This is a genomic window from Myroides sp. (assembly GCF_032073645.1).
Classification (GTDB): domain Bacteria; phylum Bacteroidota; class Bacteroidia; order Flavobacteriales; family Flavobacteriaceae; genus Flavobacterium; species Flavobacterium odoratimimum.
On sequence record NZ_DAMANB010000004.1, the window covers coordinates 63640 to 82037 of the forward strand.

Sequence of the window (18398 nt, forward strand, 5' to 3'; positions counted from 1 at the left end):
AAAATTTTGAAAAAAATGAATACAAAAAATGTAAAAGCATTTGGTACACAAGCCCCTGAGGCGGATTTAAAACAAATGAATATAAGTCGTAGAGAAGTGACACCAAAAGATGTGGAGATTGATATTTTATATTGTGGTGTATGTCACTCGGATCTTCACACAGCTAGAAATGAGTGGGGAGGTACACAATATCCGAATGTACCTGGGCATGAGATTGTAGGAAAGGTAGTAAAAGTAGGTAGTGAAGTTACTAAATATAAAGTAGGAGATTTAGTTGGAGTGGGATGTATGGTAGATAGTTGTCGCGAGTGTGATAGCTGTAAAGAAGGCCTTGAACAGTACTGTGAACATGATAATATTCAAACCTATAATAGTCATGACAAGCACTTAAATATGCAAACTTTTGGAGGATATTCAGAGAGTGTTGTAGTGGATGAAGACTTTGTATTAAGTGTTCCTAATAATTTAGATTTAGCAGCAACAGCACCATTATTATGTGCAGGTATTACAACTTTTTCACCTTTAAGACACGCCAATGTAGGTCCTGGTAAAAAAGTAGGGATTGTTGGCATCGGAGGATTAGGACATATGGCTGTTAAGATAGCTAAGGCAATGGGAGCTTATGTAGTTGTTATTACAACTTCTCAATCAAAAGTAGAAGATGCAAAGCGCTTAGGTGCTGATGATGTTGTTTTATCTACAGATCAGAATCAAATGAAAAACAATGCTAGAACCTTAGACTTTATTTTAGACTGTGTTTCTGCTCAACATGATATAAATGCATATTTATCACTAATTAAGAGAGATGGTGCTTTAACTCTTGTGGGAGCTCCTGAGCATCCACTTCCTGTATCTGCTTTTAGTTTGATTTTAAATAGAATTAGTTTCTCAGGATCACTAATTGGAGGTATTAAAGAAACACAAGAAATGCTTGATTTCTGTGGTAAGCACAATATTACATCTGATATTGAATTAATTCAAATACAGGATATCAATAAGGCTTATGACCGTTTATTAAAAGGAGACGTAAAGTATCGTTTTGTAATTGATATGGCATCACTTAAAAACAATTAAGATAATGTAAAAAGGGAGACCTATAAAGTTTCCCTTTTTTATATGTGTGCCCAGCATGGGCGATAACTCTAGGGTGTAAGTCCCGAACACGCCATTACAGCAGGAAATGTTAACCGACAGCAAGGGTGTCCATCGTGAGTTGGAATCTGAAGGAAGCTTTAATTTTTGAACCAATTAATTCAAATTGAATCTTGGATTCAAATAAATCACGCTTTTGCGTACCTATAGAGCCTATTTGTTCTTCAATAATTTGATCTAATAAGATATGTTTTCATTTGAATAAGAGATTAGCTTAGATATCAAAAGTACTTAAAAGACACTTATTTTAGTTAAGTAAAACATACGTTACTAGTGAAAAGAAAGATATTATAGTTTATTCCTTACATTTGTGTATATTATAAAGATCATTAAGCTATTGCTTTTTATAAAATTAAGATTTAAGATGAGGATTAATTTTACAGAGGAGAATCACCAAGAAATCGCGAATCTTTTAGATTCTGTAGAGAACGAGAGAGATGCTACTTTAATTTTTGAAAAAAATGTATTGTATGGTATTGTTCCTCGCTTTTTATATTTATTAAAAGCGAAAGATTCTTCATTTTATAAAATTGGCATTACCAACGATTTAGAAAAAGCGAAAAAGAGAATTACAAACTGGTTGTCCATTAGAATTACATTATATATTTGCCGTTGAGGCAGATTTAAGTGATTATTATGGAAAAGAAATAATTTATCTCGAAAGATTTTTACATCAAAACTATAAAGAGTGTAAGGTTTTAGGTGAATGGTATAAACTCAGTAATATAGATGTGTGTAAAGTTTATTTATTTTTAACGTCTCCTATTTATGCTAGAGATTTATGTCCTGTAGCATACATTAATTATGAATTAGAAGGTGTACTTATTAGTTGTTCTATATAGAAAAAGCGTTGTAGTGAAGTACTACAACGCTCTTTAAAGTCTTTGTTTATAAGGGATTCTATTTACCGATACAAAAGTTCGCAAAAATATTCCCTAATAATTCATCATTCGTAACTTGTCCAGTTATTTCACCGAAGAAGTATAATGCTTGGCGGATATCTATGGCCATTAAGTCAGCAGATAAGTTAGTCTGAAGTCCCCACTTAACCTTTTCGATTTCTTCTAGAGCTTTTAATAGGGAGTCGTAGTGACGAGTATTCGTTACGATTGTCTCATTATTGCGTAGAGCACCAGTATTAACGAAGCCTAATAGAGCCTCTTTTAGTTCTTCTACGCCCATATTTTCTTTTGCAGACATCAGCATAAGGTTGTCGATATTTGCTTGGTATAAACCAATCTGTTCCTCTGATAACAAATCTCTCTTGTTACATACTACAAGAAGTGGTTTTAGAGGGTATTTGTTTTTTAGTTTCTCTAACTCAACTTTAACCTGATCAAGAGAACTACTATTTAGCTTAGCTCCATCTATTAGGTAGATAACAACTTGAGCCGCTTCGATTTTTTCGAATGTCTTTTGGATACCGATACTTTCTACTACATCTTTTGTTTCGCGGATACCAGCAGTATCTATGAATCTAAATCCAATACCATCTATTACTAATTCATCTTCGATTGTATCACGTGTTGTACCAGCGATGTCTGATACAATAGCACGTTCTTCATTTAATAAAGCATTCAGTAGAGTAGATTTTCCTACGTTAGGTTCTCCAACGATAGCTACAGGAATACCATTCTTAATTACATTACCAACAGCAAAAGAGTCGATAAGACGTTTAAGAACAAATTCTATACGGTCGATTAGTTCTCTAAACTGTGTACGATCAGCAAACTCAACATCCTCTTCTGAGAAGTCTAACTCTAATTCAATAAGAGAAGCAAAGTTCAATAATTGTTCACGAAGCTTAGCGATCTCACTTGAGAAACCTCCACGCATTTGTTGCATAGCGATTTGATGACTTGCTTCATTGTCAGAGGCAATTAAGTCAGCTACCGCTTCTGCTTGAGATAGGTCTAGCTTTCCATTTAAGAAGGAACGCATGGTAAATTCTCCTGCTTGAGCCATTTTAGCACCTTTGCGCAGACATAATTGGATGATCTGTTGTTGAATAAAGGTTGAACCATGACAAGAAATTTCAATTGTATTCTCTCCTGTGTATGAATTAGGTCCTTTAAAAACAGACACTAATACCTGATCCAATACACGCTCTCCATCTACAATATGACCTAAGTGTAAAGTATGTGTTTTTTGTGTCGTTAAATCTTTATTCTTGATCGATTTAAAAATGCCATTGACTAGTGTAATTGCATCTTTACCCGAAACTCTTATTATAGCTACAGCACCTGCTCCTGAAGGAGTAGCTAAAGCGACAATAGTATCTTGTAATATCATATCTTTTCTAAATATGAGGCAAAGATACTATTAATTCATTTAATCTAATGATGTCTACTATTGGGTTAAGAAGTTCTTTGTATAGCTACTACTAGCGTGGTTAGTCTTGTATAATCTAAGTCGAAATGTTTATCACTATAAGGCTAATTAAAGGTAGAGTAGTGCCCTAATTTGTCTATTTATACCTAATAGGTATAAAAGTATGTGTTTACATGCTATTTAAGCTCTATATCGCATATTTTACAACTTTTAGCCTTTAAAATACTATAAAAACATAAAGATTATTCATATCTTTATACAAATAAAACAATTGGATACCATGAAAAAAATACTATTCCCTACAGATTTTTCAGAAACAGCTAACAATGCTCTAGTATATGCGTTAAGAATGGCAGAAAACCAAAATGCAACTCTTTTTGTACTACATGCTTATGAGATGCCTGTGATTTCTGCAACAGCTAATCCTGTAATGGTACAGGATGTATATAAATCTATTGAGTTGAGCAATTTTGAAAATTTCAAAGATCAAGTACCTCAAATTAGAGATATAGCAAAACAACATAACTTAGACCACGTTCCAATGCACTTCATTTTAGAAGAAGGCTTTTTGAACACTATCTTGAAGAAAAGAGTTAAAGAAGAAGAGATTGATTTAGTAGTAATGGGTACAAATGGTAACTCAGGATTAGATAAGAAAATCTTAGGTTCTAATACTGCTAATGCAATAGGTTCTTTAGGTATTCCAGTATTGAGTATTCCTCATGATGCTATTTTTGATGGAATTAATTCTATTGCATTTACAACGTTGTTCAGTTCACAAGATAAAACTACTTTAGAGACTATTGTTCAAATGGCTAAAGGGTTTAATGCAACTGTAAAATGTATTCACGTTGCAACTGCAAAAGATAAAGCAGATCCTGCTGTAATTAATAGTTGGAAAGAGAACTTTAAGAATGACAATGTGAAATTCTATATTGTAGAAAGCAGTGATGTAGAAAAAGCAGTATTTGATTTCTTAGACGAAGAGAATATTGACCTTTTAGTTTCAGTAAAAAGAAATAGAGGTTTCTTCGAAAAACTATTTACAAGTAGTATGACTAAGAAATTAAGTTACCACAACTATGTTCCTGTGTTAGCCTTCCACGAAGAATAAGAATTTTTCTTTATTAAGTATATAGAGGTGTCCTTTTAGGGCACCTTTTTTTGTTGTAGTTAATCTAGTACTGTATAACGTGTTTTTTGATTTCAAGAGTGATCATCATTTAATAGTTAAATGGCCTCATAAAAGATAGTGAGCTTTTTTTACCCTATAGTAGGTTCGTACGGGATGTTTTAGCCTAAAACATGTATAAGTGTAGTTCTTATTAAAACTAACTCCTAAAAACCAATTAAAATAGTTAAAAACACATAGAGTATGGTTAATGATAGTTTTAACGATTACTAACGGATAAAATAAACATCTCTGTTAGTATTTGTTAGTTAGTAACTTATGCAGAATGTTTAATTATAGAAGACTATTAAAGTCTAGTTTTTGTCTTTTTAAGTCAATCTTAAAGGAAGATTACTACTCACCATAACGGGTAGGAGACATAGATAAAGAAAACATAATAATTATAGTAGAATGAATAATGTTTACAAGAGTATGAGAAAATGAAACATTCTTTTTTATAAAATATGGAGAAGGACTTCTACTGTATTGGAATGCAGTGTATCTATTGTATATAAGTGTCTAAACTATAAAATTAGGACCCGTTTAATTGTAGTTATCATTAAGTATTAGAAAACTGATTTAGCCTTTTGAGTAGGGCGTTTCATTTTTTAAACGTACAGTTTAGATGTTTCATAAAGCAATATACGAAAGACTAGTTATTATTTAAATTGATATTTATCAGTATATAGCTTTATAATTGCTTAACTAGTTTGTTTTTAGGTGTTTATGGTGTTTATGTTTTACGTAAAAGAGTTAGTTTTTGAGTAGTTTATTGCGTCAAACATAAAAGTATTGGGTAGTTGTAATTCAATATAAAGGTAAAACTTTGTAGAAATAAAAATATTATAGCTATTGATACACTCTTGTATTACTTTTACTATTTAAGCTCACATTTTGAGAGCTTTTCCCCAGTAGTAAGGCTAACTGTTTTTTTAACTATGCTACTTGGGGGAGTTTATATTTATTCTTTATTGAGAATTGGCGCTGTTGCTTATAGAAATAAAGTAGAGAAGCAGCGATACTCTAAAGTTAAAGAAAAATATGAAGAACCTCTTTATGCTTTATTACAAACTAAAGAAAACATTTCATCTAATCAAGTACTACAGAGTTTAGGCTTAGAAAATAATGAGCTTAAGAATTGGGAGAAAGCTTGTATAACAGACTTATTAGTGAATCTAATCAAAAAAGGAAATGGAGTACAACACTAATAATTATAACGAGATTCTTAAAGCTCTAGATTTACCTAACTATTGGGAGAACCGTTTAAAGAGTAAGGTAAATAAGAAGAGCGTACATTCTCTTAGAATGCTAGAGCATTTGGGAGACAATGTATCAGGTACTGCTATTGCTCAGAAATTGTACTCAGAGAATACACATATTAGAAAGCATGCTAAGAGCATTTTTATGAAGTTTTCGTCTCATGATTCTTTTAAGTTTTTAGAGAATGACTTTGATCGTGATTTTAATGCTTTTGATGAAGTTCGTATTCATACTTCTTTAGTGAAAAGAGCATCTACTAGACCTTTGCCATTGTTAATGAGATGGGTGAATGTAGCGAAGAATGATAAGTATCAAGCCTTCTTGATCTATGAAATAGCTTTCTTTAAACAAGTAGAGAGTGCAGCTGATTTGTTGAGGTTGTATAAACAGACTAATTCAACAGTGGTAAAGAAAGCAATTGTAGAAGCATTGGGTGACTTTGCTTATCGAGATGCTATATCTGTGTTTATAGAGGAGTTTAGTTATGTAGAACAACTTATTCAAAATGAAATTGTTATTGCCTTTGGTAAAATTGGAGGTATAGACGCTTTGTCATTTTTAGAACAGTTGTATTATGAAACTGAGAATAAAGAGTTGTTAGTAAATATTCTTTCTACACTTTATCTTTTAGATAAGAGTAAAGTGACCTATAATAAAATTAAAGAACAAGCAATTACTGATTTTGAAAGACAGATCATTGGGTATGTTGAGTTGCGCTAGGAAGCAATATACTTGTTAATATACCTCTAACTGGTTAAGTACTTTTTTATTAATCGCCTTTGTGATTTTATTTGTACAATAGACTAGAAGAAGATGATTTGAATGACTGTCTTCTTTTTAGCTTTTAGAGAGTGCAAAATATTGGCTTAATCCCCACAACCTTACTAAAATTAATATGGAAGAATTATTCTATTTTTATCAATACCTCGTTTATTTTTACGCTTGTTTAATTACGTTAATTTACTTCTTTTTAGCAGTATTTGGATACTTTAAGATTATTAAAAATAAAGTAAAATATACGGCTAGAGAAGAACATACTTTAAGAACACATCCAGAGATAGCACCTGCTATTTCAGTAGTAGCACCTGCTTATAATGAAGAGGTAATTATTATTGCTAATGTTCAATCTCTTTTAAATCTAGATTACCCTAATTTTGAGGTAATCATTGTGAATGACGGAAGTAAAGATCAAACTTTAGAATTACTTGTTGACAATTTTGATCTACATGAAGTTCCTTACCCTTATATTCAGAAGGTTAGAAGTAAGCCTGTCAAACGTATTTTTAAATCTACTAATCCAGACTATAAGAGACTAACAGTAGTAGATAAAGAGAATGGAGGTACTAAAGCAGACGCTATGAATGCTGGTATTAATGTTGCTCAATATGATTATTTTATCAATACAGATGTCGATTGTATTTTAAGTAAAGACACCCTAACCAAAATCATATTACCTGTACTAGACTCTAAAGTTCCTGTTATAGCAGTAGGAGCTACCATGAGAATGGCTAATGGGTGTGAGGTAAAAGATGGTCAGATTGTTAAAGTAAAAGCACCTAATCGCTTAATCCCTTTGTTTCAGGAGACAGAATATCTTCGTTCGTATTTATTGGCAAAAATGGGATGGTCTAGTTTTAACTTGATTCCTAATGTATCTGGTGGTTTTGGACTTTTTGATAGAAATATTATAGTAGAAGCAGGGGGGTATGACTCTTCTTCTCATGCAGAAGATATGGATATGACTTTTAGAATGATCGCTTATATGTGTGACCAGAAGAAAGAATACCGTATCGAACAGATTGCTGATACATGCTGTTGGACAGAAGGCCCACCTAATCTTAAAGTACTCGGTAGACAGCGTACTAGATGGGGACGAGGATTGTTGCAGATTTTTATAGTACACAGAAGATTAATGCTTAATCCTAAATATGGAAGACTTGGGTTATTAGTTATGCCGTATGCCTTATTATTTGAATTTATGGCACCTATCGTAGAGCTGATAGGAATAGCGTTTCTAATCTTTCTATTTTTTACAGATCAGGTAAACCTAGAGACTTTCTGGCTAATGTTATTGTTTGTTTACATGGTAGGGGCGACGATGTCTCTAGTATCTATTTCTTTTGATGTTATTGTCAAGAAACAGTACGACTCCTATATAGATTACCTAAAACTTATTTTCTTATCTGCTTTTGAAGCTATTTTTTATCATCCTTTCATTGTGTTTTTTAGCCTTAGAGGATACTGGCAGTTTATGACTAAAAAGAATTTTAAATGGGGAGAAATGACACGTCAAGGCTTTTCTCAAGAAACTAAAGCAGAACCAATAGAGACTACTCTATCTTAATTTGTAAACGAAATGAATAGAATAAAAAGACACCTGATACAGTTAAGCGTATTGTTAGTTTCTACTTATAATTATGCACAAGTACAGACAACTAAAGAAGGGAGTGAAGATTATGTATTACTTGCTAATCGTGAGTTTAACGAGAATAAATGGGAATCAGGTAAGAAGATTGTAGATAAAGGGATGCTAGAAGACCCTAAAGATGCAGATCTGCGCATGTTATTAGGAAAGTATTACCACCATATTAAACAATATGATAAAGCGAGGTATGAGTTAGTTAAGGCTATCGAATTAGATCCAGGACAAATAGACGCTAGACATATTTTAGTCAATGTAGAAACAGAGACGAAGCGCTATTCTAGTGCGATATGTTATGTCAATGAGATATTGGAAGTACAGCCATATTTAAAAAGTCTATGGAAGAGAAAAATACACTTATTTGAACTACAAGGCAATCATGTGGAAGCAGATCGACTGAGAAAGAGATTGTATCAGATATATCCGTCTGATCAAAATCTAAAGAATGAATATGCTTATAGTATAGAACTAGAGTTAGCAAAGAATCAAACATTAGGAGATTTTGATAAAGCGATTTCTTTAAATAAAGAATTGATTAAGAATGACCCAAAAAATGTAGAGTATCATTTAGTACTGATTAATGATTATATCAAAACAGCAGATTGGAATAATGCTCTTATTCAAATAGAGAGAGCACTTACTTTGTTTCCAAATAATACAACCCTACAGAATAAGAAGATAGGTGTATTATCAGATCAGAAGAGATATGACCTATTATTGCCATTTTTACAACAGTCTAAATTGACTCAGCAATATAATTATTACACTTTAGAAGCAGCTAGACACGCCAAGTTAACAGCTCCTTTTGACTTGTATAGTAAGGTATTGAATAGTAATCCTCGTAATGAAGAAGCTTTTAATTATGTATTTAACCAACTTATTGCTCAGCAGCAATATGAGGAGGCATTGTATCAGCTAAATAAGTATAAAAAGGCATCAGGAGCTACTAAAGAGTTAGCACTAAAAGAACTACAAGTCTATACTCGTATGGGGAATACAGCAAAAGCAAAAGCTTTAGTCAAACAACTATATACTAGTTATCCTGGCGATATGGAAGTACAAGATTCTTATTATCAGATTACACTAGAAGAAGCTAAAGGTTTTATGCTAGAAGAGCAGTATGAATATGCTATTGATAGGTGGCATATTCTATTAAGGTCATCAGATAAGGAGATTACCTCATTAGGTTATATGGGACTGTATAGAGCTTATGTAGCGAAGGGAGACTATACTAGTGCACTACATACATTGAATCAATATGAACTAAACGCGAATGAGTCTATTCATCTAGGCTTTAAAAAAGCAGATTTATATTTTAAACTACATAAGTATAACGAAGCTTTAGCAGCCTATGAAGAAGAGCTTGTTGCTTTAGATTTAGATCAACGAAGAACTTATTTGCCAGGTTATCAGGAGTTGTGTACAGCTATTGTCAAAGACCAGAATGAACATTTTTTGTATAGCGAAAGCTTATATTACGTTAAACGTTGGCTAGCTCATGACCCTACTAATAAAACAGCACTTGTGTATGCAGTTAACTTATCTCATCAGTTAAAGAGAGAAGAAGAAATGGAAGCCTATTTACAAAGAGGAGTAGAGGAGTATCCAGAAGAAGTCTTCTTTCAGGTGAAGTTAGCAGAGTATCAAGGAAACGTAGCAACAGACTATGGTCCTATTTACAATGCTATATTATCGCAAGTAATACAACAACCTTATCATGAGCTAGCACTTACCACTTATGAAGAGATCAGTGAAAAGTATGCTTTACAGTTGATCAAAGAGAATCAGACTGATCAGGCTCTAAGCGTATTAGACGAAACCTTAGCATACTTACCTAATAGTAGAGTTATAAAATATACTAAAGGATTAGTATTAGAAAAGCAAAAGAAATATGCAGAGGCTTATGCTTATCAGCTTTTCTATGACCCATCACCTATAGAGTTAGAAGAGTATAAAAAGCACTTACAGTTCTTAGCTTATAAATCATTGAGAAATGAGATAGGTATAGAGTATTTGCGCAGTCACTTTGATGATAAGTCTAGTAAGAAGCACTCTATAGCTTCAGTTCATTACACTTATCATGCGCTAAAGAATAGTTATACTATCGGAACGAATTATACCGCTAGAGAAGCAGGTCGTGGTATTCAAGGTCATTTTGATTGGGCTAGAACCTGGAGTGATAAGTGGAGCAGTAATGCTAATATAGCTTTTGCAGATGCTTACTTCCCTAAGTTCTCTATTAATGGATCTGTGTTCAGAGACTTTAACTTTTTAGGCGGTGTAGAATTAGAACTAGGAGCAGGGTATCGAATATTCCAAAAGGATAAAGAGGTATCGAATACTAGTGATAATATGTTTAATATAGTTCTAGGAGCTACTAAGCAGACAGATCAATACAGTCTAAATGTGAAGCTAAACAATTTTTTTAGTAATCATAAGTGGATGTATAATCTATCTGTAAATGCAAGGTATTTCTTATCGTCTCCTAAGCATTTTATAGCGGCTAATGCAGGCGTGGGATCATCTCCTGATGTTGAGTTAATCGATTATCAGCTGTATGAAACATTTGATGTGTTAAATACGAATGTAGGGGCTGGATATGGTACAGTATTGTTTAAGAATGTTACTGCTAGTGTGATGGGAAGTTGGTATAACTACAAGGATAATCAGTTGAAGTATAAGAATTTTTACAATCTATATTTTGCAATAAATGTGGTTTTCTAATATAATTAAATACTCGTTGTTATCTGTCTTATGCTGTATATATGGCTGTAAGGCGAATACTTCAGAAAAATTGAGCAGTGAATATTACGTTATTCATGCAGATGATGTGTTTGAGAGCAAGTTGTGGGCAGATTATTTATACAAGCATCTGATGAGACGTACTTCTACTCATCCCATTGTAGAAATGGCTACAGGGAATGAAGAACAAGATAGTGCCAAACATATTTATATAACAATGGATGAGACTCTAGAGCATGATTATTGCATTCAGCATGATCATCAAGGCTTGCGTATTAAGGCTAGAGATGGACAGACTATAAAATGGGTGATATATCAGCTAATAGAAGCGATATCAGAAGAGGATTCTCGTTTTCTAACAGCAGATTTGCCACCAGCTATATTAGATTTTGTCATAGGGTGTAGTACAAATGACTTTACTTATAGAGAACCTCATTACCTAGAGAATTTGTTATTAGATCAGTCTGGTGTATTGGGAAATAATAATGTGGAAGAAGATTGGGGTATTTGGGGGCATAACATTGCTAAAGCGATTCCTTCTGAGCCTAAATCTATAATCTACGCGAGAGTAAATGAACAAGTAAACAGAGATCAGTTCTGTTTCACTTCAGGGGATTTATACGCTTATTTATCAGAATATATTATTGATAACTATGGTTATGGGGTGGAGGGCTCAGAGCATTATCGTTTTGTGATTGCACCTAATGACAACGCTATAGTGTGTAGCTGTGGAGGATGTCTTGATTTGAATAAGTCTACTATTCAGGCTTCAGAGTCTGTCGCTCACCTGATTAATAAATTAGCTAGACGATTTCCGAAGTATGAGTTCTATATGTTAGCTTATTTATCTACTAAGACAGTACCTAATATGGTTTTAGAGCCTAATGTAGGTGTGATGATAAGTACGATAGATATCCCTAAAGGAGTAGCTCTAAAAGAGAAGTACCTAGCTCAGAAGGATGTACAAGGTTTTATATCTGATATCAAGACATGGCGTGCGAAGACCAATAAGGTTCTCTTATGGGATTATAGCTCTAATTTTGACGACTATCTAAGTCCAATACCAGTTCTTTACGGATTACAACACCAATTAAAGTTTTTTAAAAATCTTGGTGTACAAGGGATCTTTTTAAATGCTAGTGGATATGATTACTCTTCTTTCTCAGATGTGCAGAATTATGTAGCAACTACTTTATTGAAAGATATTGATGCAGATGTAGAAGAGTTAATTAGAAGCTACTTTAAGAAGGTATATCCTAAGAGTGGAGATTTGCTCAGCACTTATTATATCCGCCTAGAGAAGCGTTATAATCAAGCCAATAAACCATATAATATGTATGGTTCCCCAGAAGAAAACTTTAATGCTTACTTAGATCCACAAGAGTTTATTCATTTCTATCAGTCTTTAGCAAAACAAGTTTTACTTACAAGTGGAGAAGAGAGAAAGAAGTTAGATAAACTATATACTGCACTTACTTTTACTCGCTTACAATTAGCGTATTATCGTGCCTCTGATCATCTAGGAGCTATTGATGTAAAAGGAAACTCAATCACCTTTAAACAAGAACTCAAAAATGGCTTAGAGGTATTAAATCTAGCTAAAGAACGAGGAATACTGAAGTATAAAGAAGCAGAAGGTAATGTAGACAATTATCTAACTAGTTGGAGAGAAATCGTAGCTAAAGAAGGACAAGAAAGTTTTCTTCTACTAAAACCTATAACAATTAAAAACAGTACTGGGAAAGTAATAACCTCGAGTACGCTATTAAGTAATGGATTGCTAGGCTTTAGAACAGATTATCACTTAGGATGGTATATATCTCCAGAGAACAAGTGGTCTGTAGAGTTTAATACAACTCATATAGAAGGTGTGAAGACACTTGCTTTGCGCTTTTTATTACATAAAAAGCATCAGTTTGAGTCACCTGCTCTCATAGAGTTACGACTAGATGGTAAGTTAGTCAAGACTATTGATTCAGCTTCTTACCACCTGACAGATAGTATAGCAGAGTTCTCGACTTATATTGATTTTAATCAAAGTGAGAAAATGGAGATTGTCTTTACAAAGAAGGAAGGAAGTAGAGTTACTATAGCTCTTGATGAAATACAAATAACTAATTAAAATATAATGAGTAGAATAAAATATACACTCTTCATTCTATTGTTCTTTACACTATTAGTGGGATGTAAAGGAGGAGAAGGAGAGACAACCAGTTTAGAAATTGTTGATAACGACAGACATTATTATCCAGTTATTCAAGGAGAAGAGAAGACAATGGTATTTCCTTTAGTGAATAAAGGAGATAACCCATTTGTTCTAAAAGATATTATAGTGTCTTGTGGTTGTATAGTTGCCCATACAGCTTCGTTAAAACATATTCCAGCAGGAGGAGAAGGAAAACTTGTATTAAAGTTTGATACGACTAAAAACATAGGCTATGTAAAGCATTATGTCACACTATATGGAAACTTTGATACCGTAGAGAATATAGAAGTCACTTTTGACTTAAATGTAGTGCCAGATGCACATTATACTAAAGATTATGAAGAGTTGTATAGCTTACATAAGGGAAGTACAGCAGAAGACCTAGTAGATGGTACTATAGATCGTGATTATTATTTAGATGTAAAACAATAAAATAGAACATGAAAAAGATATTAGTGACTGGAGGACTAGGATATATAGGGTCTCATACGGTAGTGGAGTTATTAGAGAATAATTATGAGGTAGTGATAGTGGATGACTTATCTAATTCTGAAGAAGATGTCTTACAGAATATTAAGAAGCTTACAGGGGTAGAACCTGAGTATTATTGTATAGATTTAAAAGATAGTCATCAAGTAGCTCAGCTATTTGATAAACACAGATTTGATGGTATTATTCATTTTGCAGCATATAAATCAGTAGGAGAGAGCCAAGTATTTCCTTTAGAGTATTATGGTAATAATATAGGTTCACTACTGAACATTCTAAAAGAAATGAAGAGACAGAATCTCTCTAATTTTATCTTTAGTTCTTCTTGTACAGTATATGGACAGGCTGATATCATGCCTATCAGTGAAAGTACTCCTCTAAAGATGCCAGAATCGTGCTATGGAAGGACTAAGCAAATGGGAGAAGAGATTATACGTGATTATGTTGAGGCAGAGCAGAAGAGAGCAACTTTGTTGAGGTATTTTAATCCTATAGGCGCTCATCCATCAGGATTACTAGGAGAAATGCCAAAGGGAATTCCTAATAACTTAATTCCTTATGTAGTACAGACAGCAGCAGGTGTCAGAGAATGTTTGAATATATTCGGAGATGATTACAAGACAGAAGATGGAACAGCTATTCGCGATTATATCTACGTAATAGACTTAGCTAAAGCCCATGTCGCTGCACTTAAAAAGCTGTTGTTAAGCAGTGAAAACACAGTCTTAGATATATTCAACTTAGGGACGGGGAAAGGAACTTCTGTTTTAGAAATTGTAAAGAGTTTCGAAAAAATAAATAATATAAAAGTACCTTTTAAAATCTGTGATAGAAGAGCAGGAGATATCGAAATCGCTTATGCAGATGCCTCTAAAGCAGAACAGGAACTCCAGTGGCAAGCAAGGACTACAATTGAAGAATCGTTAAGAACAGCATGGAATTGGCAGCAGAATTTGTAATGTAATAATTTGGCGGTGTATCTGTATTTATACGCAAAACAAATTGAAGTTTTTTGGCAATTAATAGGCTTGTTTCACGTATTATAAGGAACTGAGATTTTGTTTTAGAGGTGAAAAAAGTTATTTTTGCAGGATTGTGTAAAAGAGAATAATATAAATATTTAACTGTTTTTAAAGAGGACTTTGTATTTTAGTTTCCATACAATTAATATATAAAAGTGTAAAAAATATAAGTAAAGTAAATAGTAATTAAGCATAAAGAATACGAAGTGTTTTAATATCAAGTAGATTAAAGTCCCCCCATAAGTTTAGTCGTATTTGATTTCTCCCCCTTTTAAGAATAGGTTATATATCACCTATAGCATTTGGTATGCTTATATATGAATACTTCTGTATTTGTTAGAATGTTTTGTTTTAATAAACAGTATTTAAATTAAGAGTAAAAAAATGAATGTCATATTAGCTTTATTTTTAGCTATGTTTTGTGGGGGAAATGTAGCTTTAGCAGTAAATAAAGAACAAGTCGTAAGTGAATTAAATAATAACATTTACAGAGCTAAGGTTAGAGTCTTAGGGCAGATAGAGGATTTAGATGTTTTATTAGAAAATAATGATGAGGTATATACTAGATCAGAAGAGAGATCAGAAGACAAACTGTATAATATCTTTTATCTATTTAATGCCATAGCGCTTTTTTTAGTGGCCTCTGCAGGTGTTTTTTATCTAAAGTATGTTCGGGGATTAAGAAGAACAGTAAAGCAATTTATGGAGTCTGCTGAAGACCTAGAAGAACAAGGTAATGAAGAAGATAATGCAGAAGAAAAGAGATATATCACAGAAGAGAAAGAGCAGGATATACTACATAAGATAACCTACTTCGAGAAAGAGCAGGGATATTTAGATAAAGACATCTCTCTTAATGTACTCGCAGGGAATATAGGAGTTAATCATCGATACTTATCTTATGTAATCAATAAGAATAAAGAATGCGACTTCGCTACTTATGTCAATGAACTGAGAATAGGATATATCGTCTCTTGCTTAAAACAAGATCCTAAATTTTTAAAGTATAAGATCAGTTATTTAGCAGAACAATGTGGTTTTGCTTCTCACAGCAGATTCACTGTCACTTTCAAAAAAGTGACTGGAGATTCTCCGTCAGTTTTTATCAGTAAACTAAAGGCTAAGGATACAGCTTAAGGAAAATAAAAAACTCTCTATAAGGGAGTTATAGAGAGTGAAAAAATTGAACTGTAACTCTTATTTAGATTTGAATGAAAGAGAAGTTGTATAATTGTGCGCTATCATACAGTTCTGTCATACTATGATCTGTCGGATTAAGTACAGGTAATTGTTATAAGGTTACCTGTCGGTCTAAATAAACAGTTTTTTTGTGATTATATGGGTGCTTTGCTTCTATCACAAAGGTAATTTTAAAGATAATTTATTGATATACTTTTTTCTCTTAGTGAGAATATTGATTCATATTTTGTCATCAATTATTTATGAGATAGCATAGTCAAACCTATTCTGAATATACCTATATTACTAGTGTAATAATTATTCTATTTGTTTATTGTTTTATTTCTTATAACAAATTTAAGTGGTTTAATAGGTTGAAAACATGATAAATAACATGTTTTTTAAAAAACATTCTCATTATTTACTTATATTCATACTGTGTACTACTATAGCTAATGGAGTAAGAATTGACTATTACGGATAAGATGTAAAAAAGATGAGTAGTACGTATCGTACTACTCATTTTTAAAGTTATATCGTTTTAAGAAGTTTCTCAGCTACTGAATCGTAATCTAATAATAGGGCATTTTCTGGTTTATAAGCTTGTTGCCACGCAAAGTTTAAGATAGTGATCTTTTGTGTAGCAGTACCATCCCATTCTGTTTTAAACCCATTTTCTTGTAAGGTTTGAACAATTTTTTTACCTACTGCGATGGAGTCTTCCTCTTTTTCAGAGTGCATATCTTGGAAAGCAAGAGTCAAATATGGTTCTTTTTCTCTAAAAGCACGTTGAAGGTCTTGTTCGTTATAAAAACAGATACCTTTAGACTTTTTTCCTTTTGCCTGTAGTTGTTCTTCTATTTGATCTACCTCATAGTATCCATCATCTATAGTATATCCAGCATAATGAAGTGCAATGATGTGTTGATCTACTAGTTGGTCAAAAGCTTTTACTAACTTTTGTGTTGTGGTTGGTACATGCCAATTTTTACTTGCTTTAAGCAGTGCTCTTTCCTCTTTTAGAATAGTTTCTTTCACCCACTTTTCGTTGATTTTACCTTGTAAATCATTCTCATTGATTTCTTCAGTAATAAACTCTTCTACATCTTCACTGTCCCAAAAACCAGATTTAATGAGATAACTAATAGACTCAGCAATGAATTTTTGTTCTTCCGTCATGATTATGCTTGTTTTATATTTTTAAAAGGATGCTCTTCTGTAGACCACAGAGGAGTGAAGTGGCTTTCTATCCATTCGTTACTCACTTGCTCTAATGTACTAGGTGTCCATTTAGGGGATTGGTCTTTATCTATTAATAGGGCTCTTACTCCCTCAGAGAAGTCTGGATGTACTGTAAACTGACACGTTAGATTAAGCTCTGATCTAAAGACTTCTTCTAAGCTGTAGTGTTTACTCTCTGTAAGCTGTCTAAAGATAACGTGGACAGAGGTAGGAGAACCTTTAGTAAAGAATGAGTACCCTGCTGCCACCCATGCATCAGATTTAGCTACTGGCTCTACGATAGCGATAAATTCGGCTACAGAGCGTATCGGTTCTAATGCTGCTATAAGAGACTTGTGTAACATCGCCTGTGATATAGGCAAGTCTGTACTAGGAGTACTGCGCTGTGCTAATAGGGTATTAAGCTTATCTGATAGCTGATCACTACTACTAATCTGTACTAACTCATTCAGAACATTATCTTTCACAGTAGAAGGTATAAAGTAGTCTGCAATACCTAGAAATAAGGCATCGGCTCCATCAAAGCGAGTCCCCGTTAACCCTAAGTATAATCCATAAGCAGAAGGCATCTTATTTAAAAAATAAGAAGCTCCAACATCTGGATATAATCCGATACTAATCTCAGGCATAGCTAGTAGACTGCGCTCTGTGACAATGCGGTGTGAGGCTCCTGCTAATAATCCTAAACCTCCTCCCATCACTATACCATCTCCCCAGACAACTATCGGCTTAGGATACGTATGGATTAAGTAATCTACACTGTACTCTGTAATAAAGTATTCTTCACAGATAGGAGGAACCTGAGTAGGGTCTATAGTTTTATAGTCTTCTATTGCTTTCCTTACCTGGCGGATGTCCCCACCAGCACAGAATGCTTTCTCACCAGCTCCTTGTAGAAAAATACATTTTATATTGCTATCATCTCTCCATTGTTCTAAAATCCTTTTTAATTCGCTCACGATTTCAAGTGATAGCGCATTAAGTGATTTTTCTGAATTAATGGTGATAATTCCTAAGTTCTCTTTTATGTCTGTTAGTACTATACTCATAGTTGACCTGTTTTGATTGTTTAAAGTTATGAATAATAATCAAACGGTAGGTATATCACAAAGATAGTCATACTACACAGAATAAAATAGAGTCTGTATAGGGTAGGACTGTAAATTATAATAGTATACCAAT

General features: G+C 33.2%; 15 protein-coding genes. 12 read left to right on the forward strand and 3 right to left on the reverse strand.

Going from position 1 to position 18398, the window contains the following annotated elements; all coding sequences use genetic code 11:
* The first annotated feature begins 15 nt into the window (after window positions 1-15).
* The 3 genes from RT228_RS04280 to RT228_RS17965 all read left to right on the forward strand — a co-directional run bounded on the left by RT228_RS04280 (window position 16) and on the right by RT228_RS17965 (window position 1994).
* On the forward strand, window positions 16-1074 hold the full coding sequence (locus tag RT228_RS04280; RefSeq protein ID WP_016649580.1) for an NAD(P)-dependent alcohol dehydrogenase: 1059 nt from the start codon (window positions 16-18) through the stop codon (window positions 1072-1074).
* Window positions 1075-1516: 442 nt separating this feature from the next.
* Window positions 1517-1768: a hypothetical protein gene (locus tag RT228_RS04285; protein WP_225581876.1), complete on the forward strand. Its 252-nt coding sequence runs from the start codon at window positions 1517-1519 to the stop codon at window positions 1766-1768.
* Window positions 1755-1994 (forward strand): hypothetical protein, encoded by a 240-nt coding sequence (locus RT228_RS17965; protein WP_326367084.1) that lies wholly within the window; start codon window positions 1755-1757, stop codon window positions 1992-1994. The genes RT228_RS04285 and RT228_RS17965 overlap by 14 nt, the downstream gene beginning before the upstream one ends.
* Before the next feature lie 58 nt (window positions 1995-2052).
* Here the strand turns inward: RT228_RS17965 and mnmE are convergent, their stop codons facing one another.
* Window positions 2053-3444, reverse strand: coding sequence for a tRNA uridine-5-carboxymethylaminomethyl(34) synthesis GTPase MnmE (mnmE, locus tag RT228_RS04290; protein ID WP_071307309.1), 1392 nt, complete (start codon window positions 3442-3444; stop codon window positions 2053-2055).
* Between the two features lie 319 nt (window positions 3445-3763).
* Here mnmE and RT228_RS04295 point away from each other — a divergent pair, with 319 nt between their 5' ends.
* The 9 genes from RT228_RS04295 to RT228_RS04335 all read left to right on the forward strand — a co-directional run bounded on the left by RT228_RS04295 (window position 3764) and on the right by RT228_RS04335 (window position 15932).
* Window positions 3764-4597: a universal stress protein gene (locus tag RT228_RS04295; RefSeq protein WP_006259235.1), complete on the forward strand. Its 834-nt coding sequence runs from the start codon at window positions 3764-3766 to the stop codon at window positions 4595-4597.
* A 995-nt stretch (window positions 4598-5592) separates the two neighbouring features.
* Window positions 5593-5862, forward strand: coding sequence for a hypothetical protein (locus RT228_RS04300; RefSeq protein ID WP_225581900.1), 270 nt, complete (start codon window positions 5593-5595; stop codon window positions 5860-5862).
* Entirely contained in the window at window positions 5846-6634 is a 789-nt protein-coding gene (locus tag RT228_RS04305; protein WP_131540776.1) for a HEAT repeat domain-containing protein, read from the forward strand. The genes RT228_RS04300 and RT228_RS04305 overlap by 17 nt, the downstream gene beginning before the upstream one ends.
* Window positions 6635-6809: 175 nt before the next feature.
* Window positions 6810-8258, forward strand: a complete 1449-nt coding sequence (locus RT228_RS04310) for a glycosyltransferase (RefSeq protein ID WP_286395792.1) — start codon at window positions 6810-6812, stop codon at window positions 8256-8258.
* A 12-nt stretch (window positions 8259-8270) separates the two neighbouring features.
* Window positions 8271-11060, forward strand: a complete 2790-nt coding sequence (locus RT228_RS04315) for a hypothetical protein (RefSeq protein WP_286395794.1) — start codon at window positions 8271-8273, stop codon at window positions 11058-11060.
* Window positions 11047-13200 (forward strand): DUF4838 domain-containing protein, encoded by a 2154-nt coding sequence (locus RT228_RS04320; RefSeq protein WP_286395797.1) that lies wholly within the window; start codon window positions 11047-11049, stop codon window positions 13198-13200. The genes RT228_RS04315 and RT228_RS04320 overlap by 14 nt, the downstream gene beginning before the upstream one ends.
* A 6-nt stretch (window positions 13201-13206) precedes the next feature.
* The gene (locus tag RT228_RS04325; RefSeq protein ID WP_006259229.1) at window positions 13207-13716 is read left to right on the forward strand and encodes a DUF1573 domain-containing protein; all 510 of its coding nucleotides are present in this window, start codon (window positions 13207-13209) and stop codon (window positions 13714-13716) included.
* Window positions 13717-13724: 8 nt separating this feature from the next.
* Window positions 13725-14732 (forward strand): UDP-glucose 4-epimerase GalE, encoded by a 1008-nt coding sequence (gene galE / locus RT228_RS04330; protein WP_039329237.1) that lies wholly within the window; start codon window positions 13725-13727, stop codon window positions 14730-14732.
* A 447-nt stretch (window positions 14733-15179) separates the two neighbouring features.
* On the forward strand, window positions 15180-15932 hold the full coding sequence (locus RT228_RS04335) for a helix-turn-helix domain-containing protein (RefSeq protein WP_039329239.1): 753 nt from the start codon (window positions 15180-15182) through the stop codon (window positions 15930-15932).
* Between the two features lie 573 nt (window positions 15933-16505).
* Here the strand turns inward: RT228_RS04335 and RT228_RS04340 are convergent.
* The gene (locus RT228_RS04340; protein WP_039329241.1) at window positions 16506-17153 is read right to left on the reverse strand and encodes a DUF6891 domain-containing protein; all 648 of its coding nucleotides are present in this window, start codon (window positions 17151-17153) and stop codon (window positions 16506-16508) included.
* A 2-nt stretch (window positions 17154-17155) separates the two neighbouring features.
* On the reverse strand, window positions 17156-18265 hold the full coding sequence (locus RT228_RS04345; RefSeq protein WP_039329243.1) for an enoyl-CoA hydratase/isomerase family protein: 1110 nt from the start codon (window positions 18263-18265) through the stop codon (window positions 17156-17158).
* Between the last annotated feature and the right edge of the window lie 133 nt (window positions 18266-18398).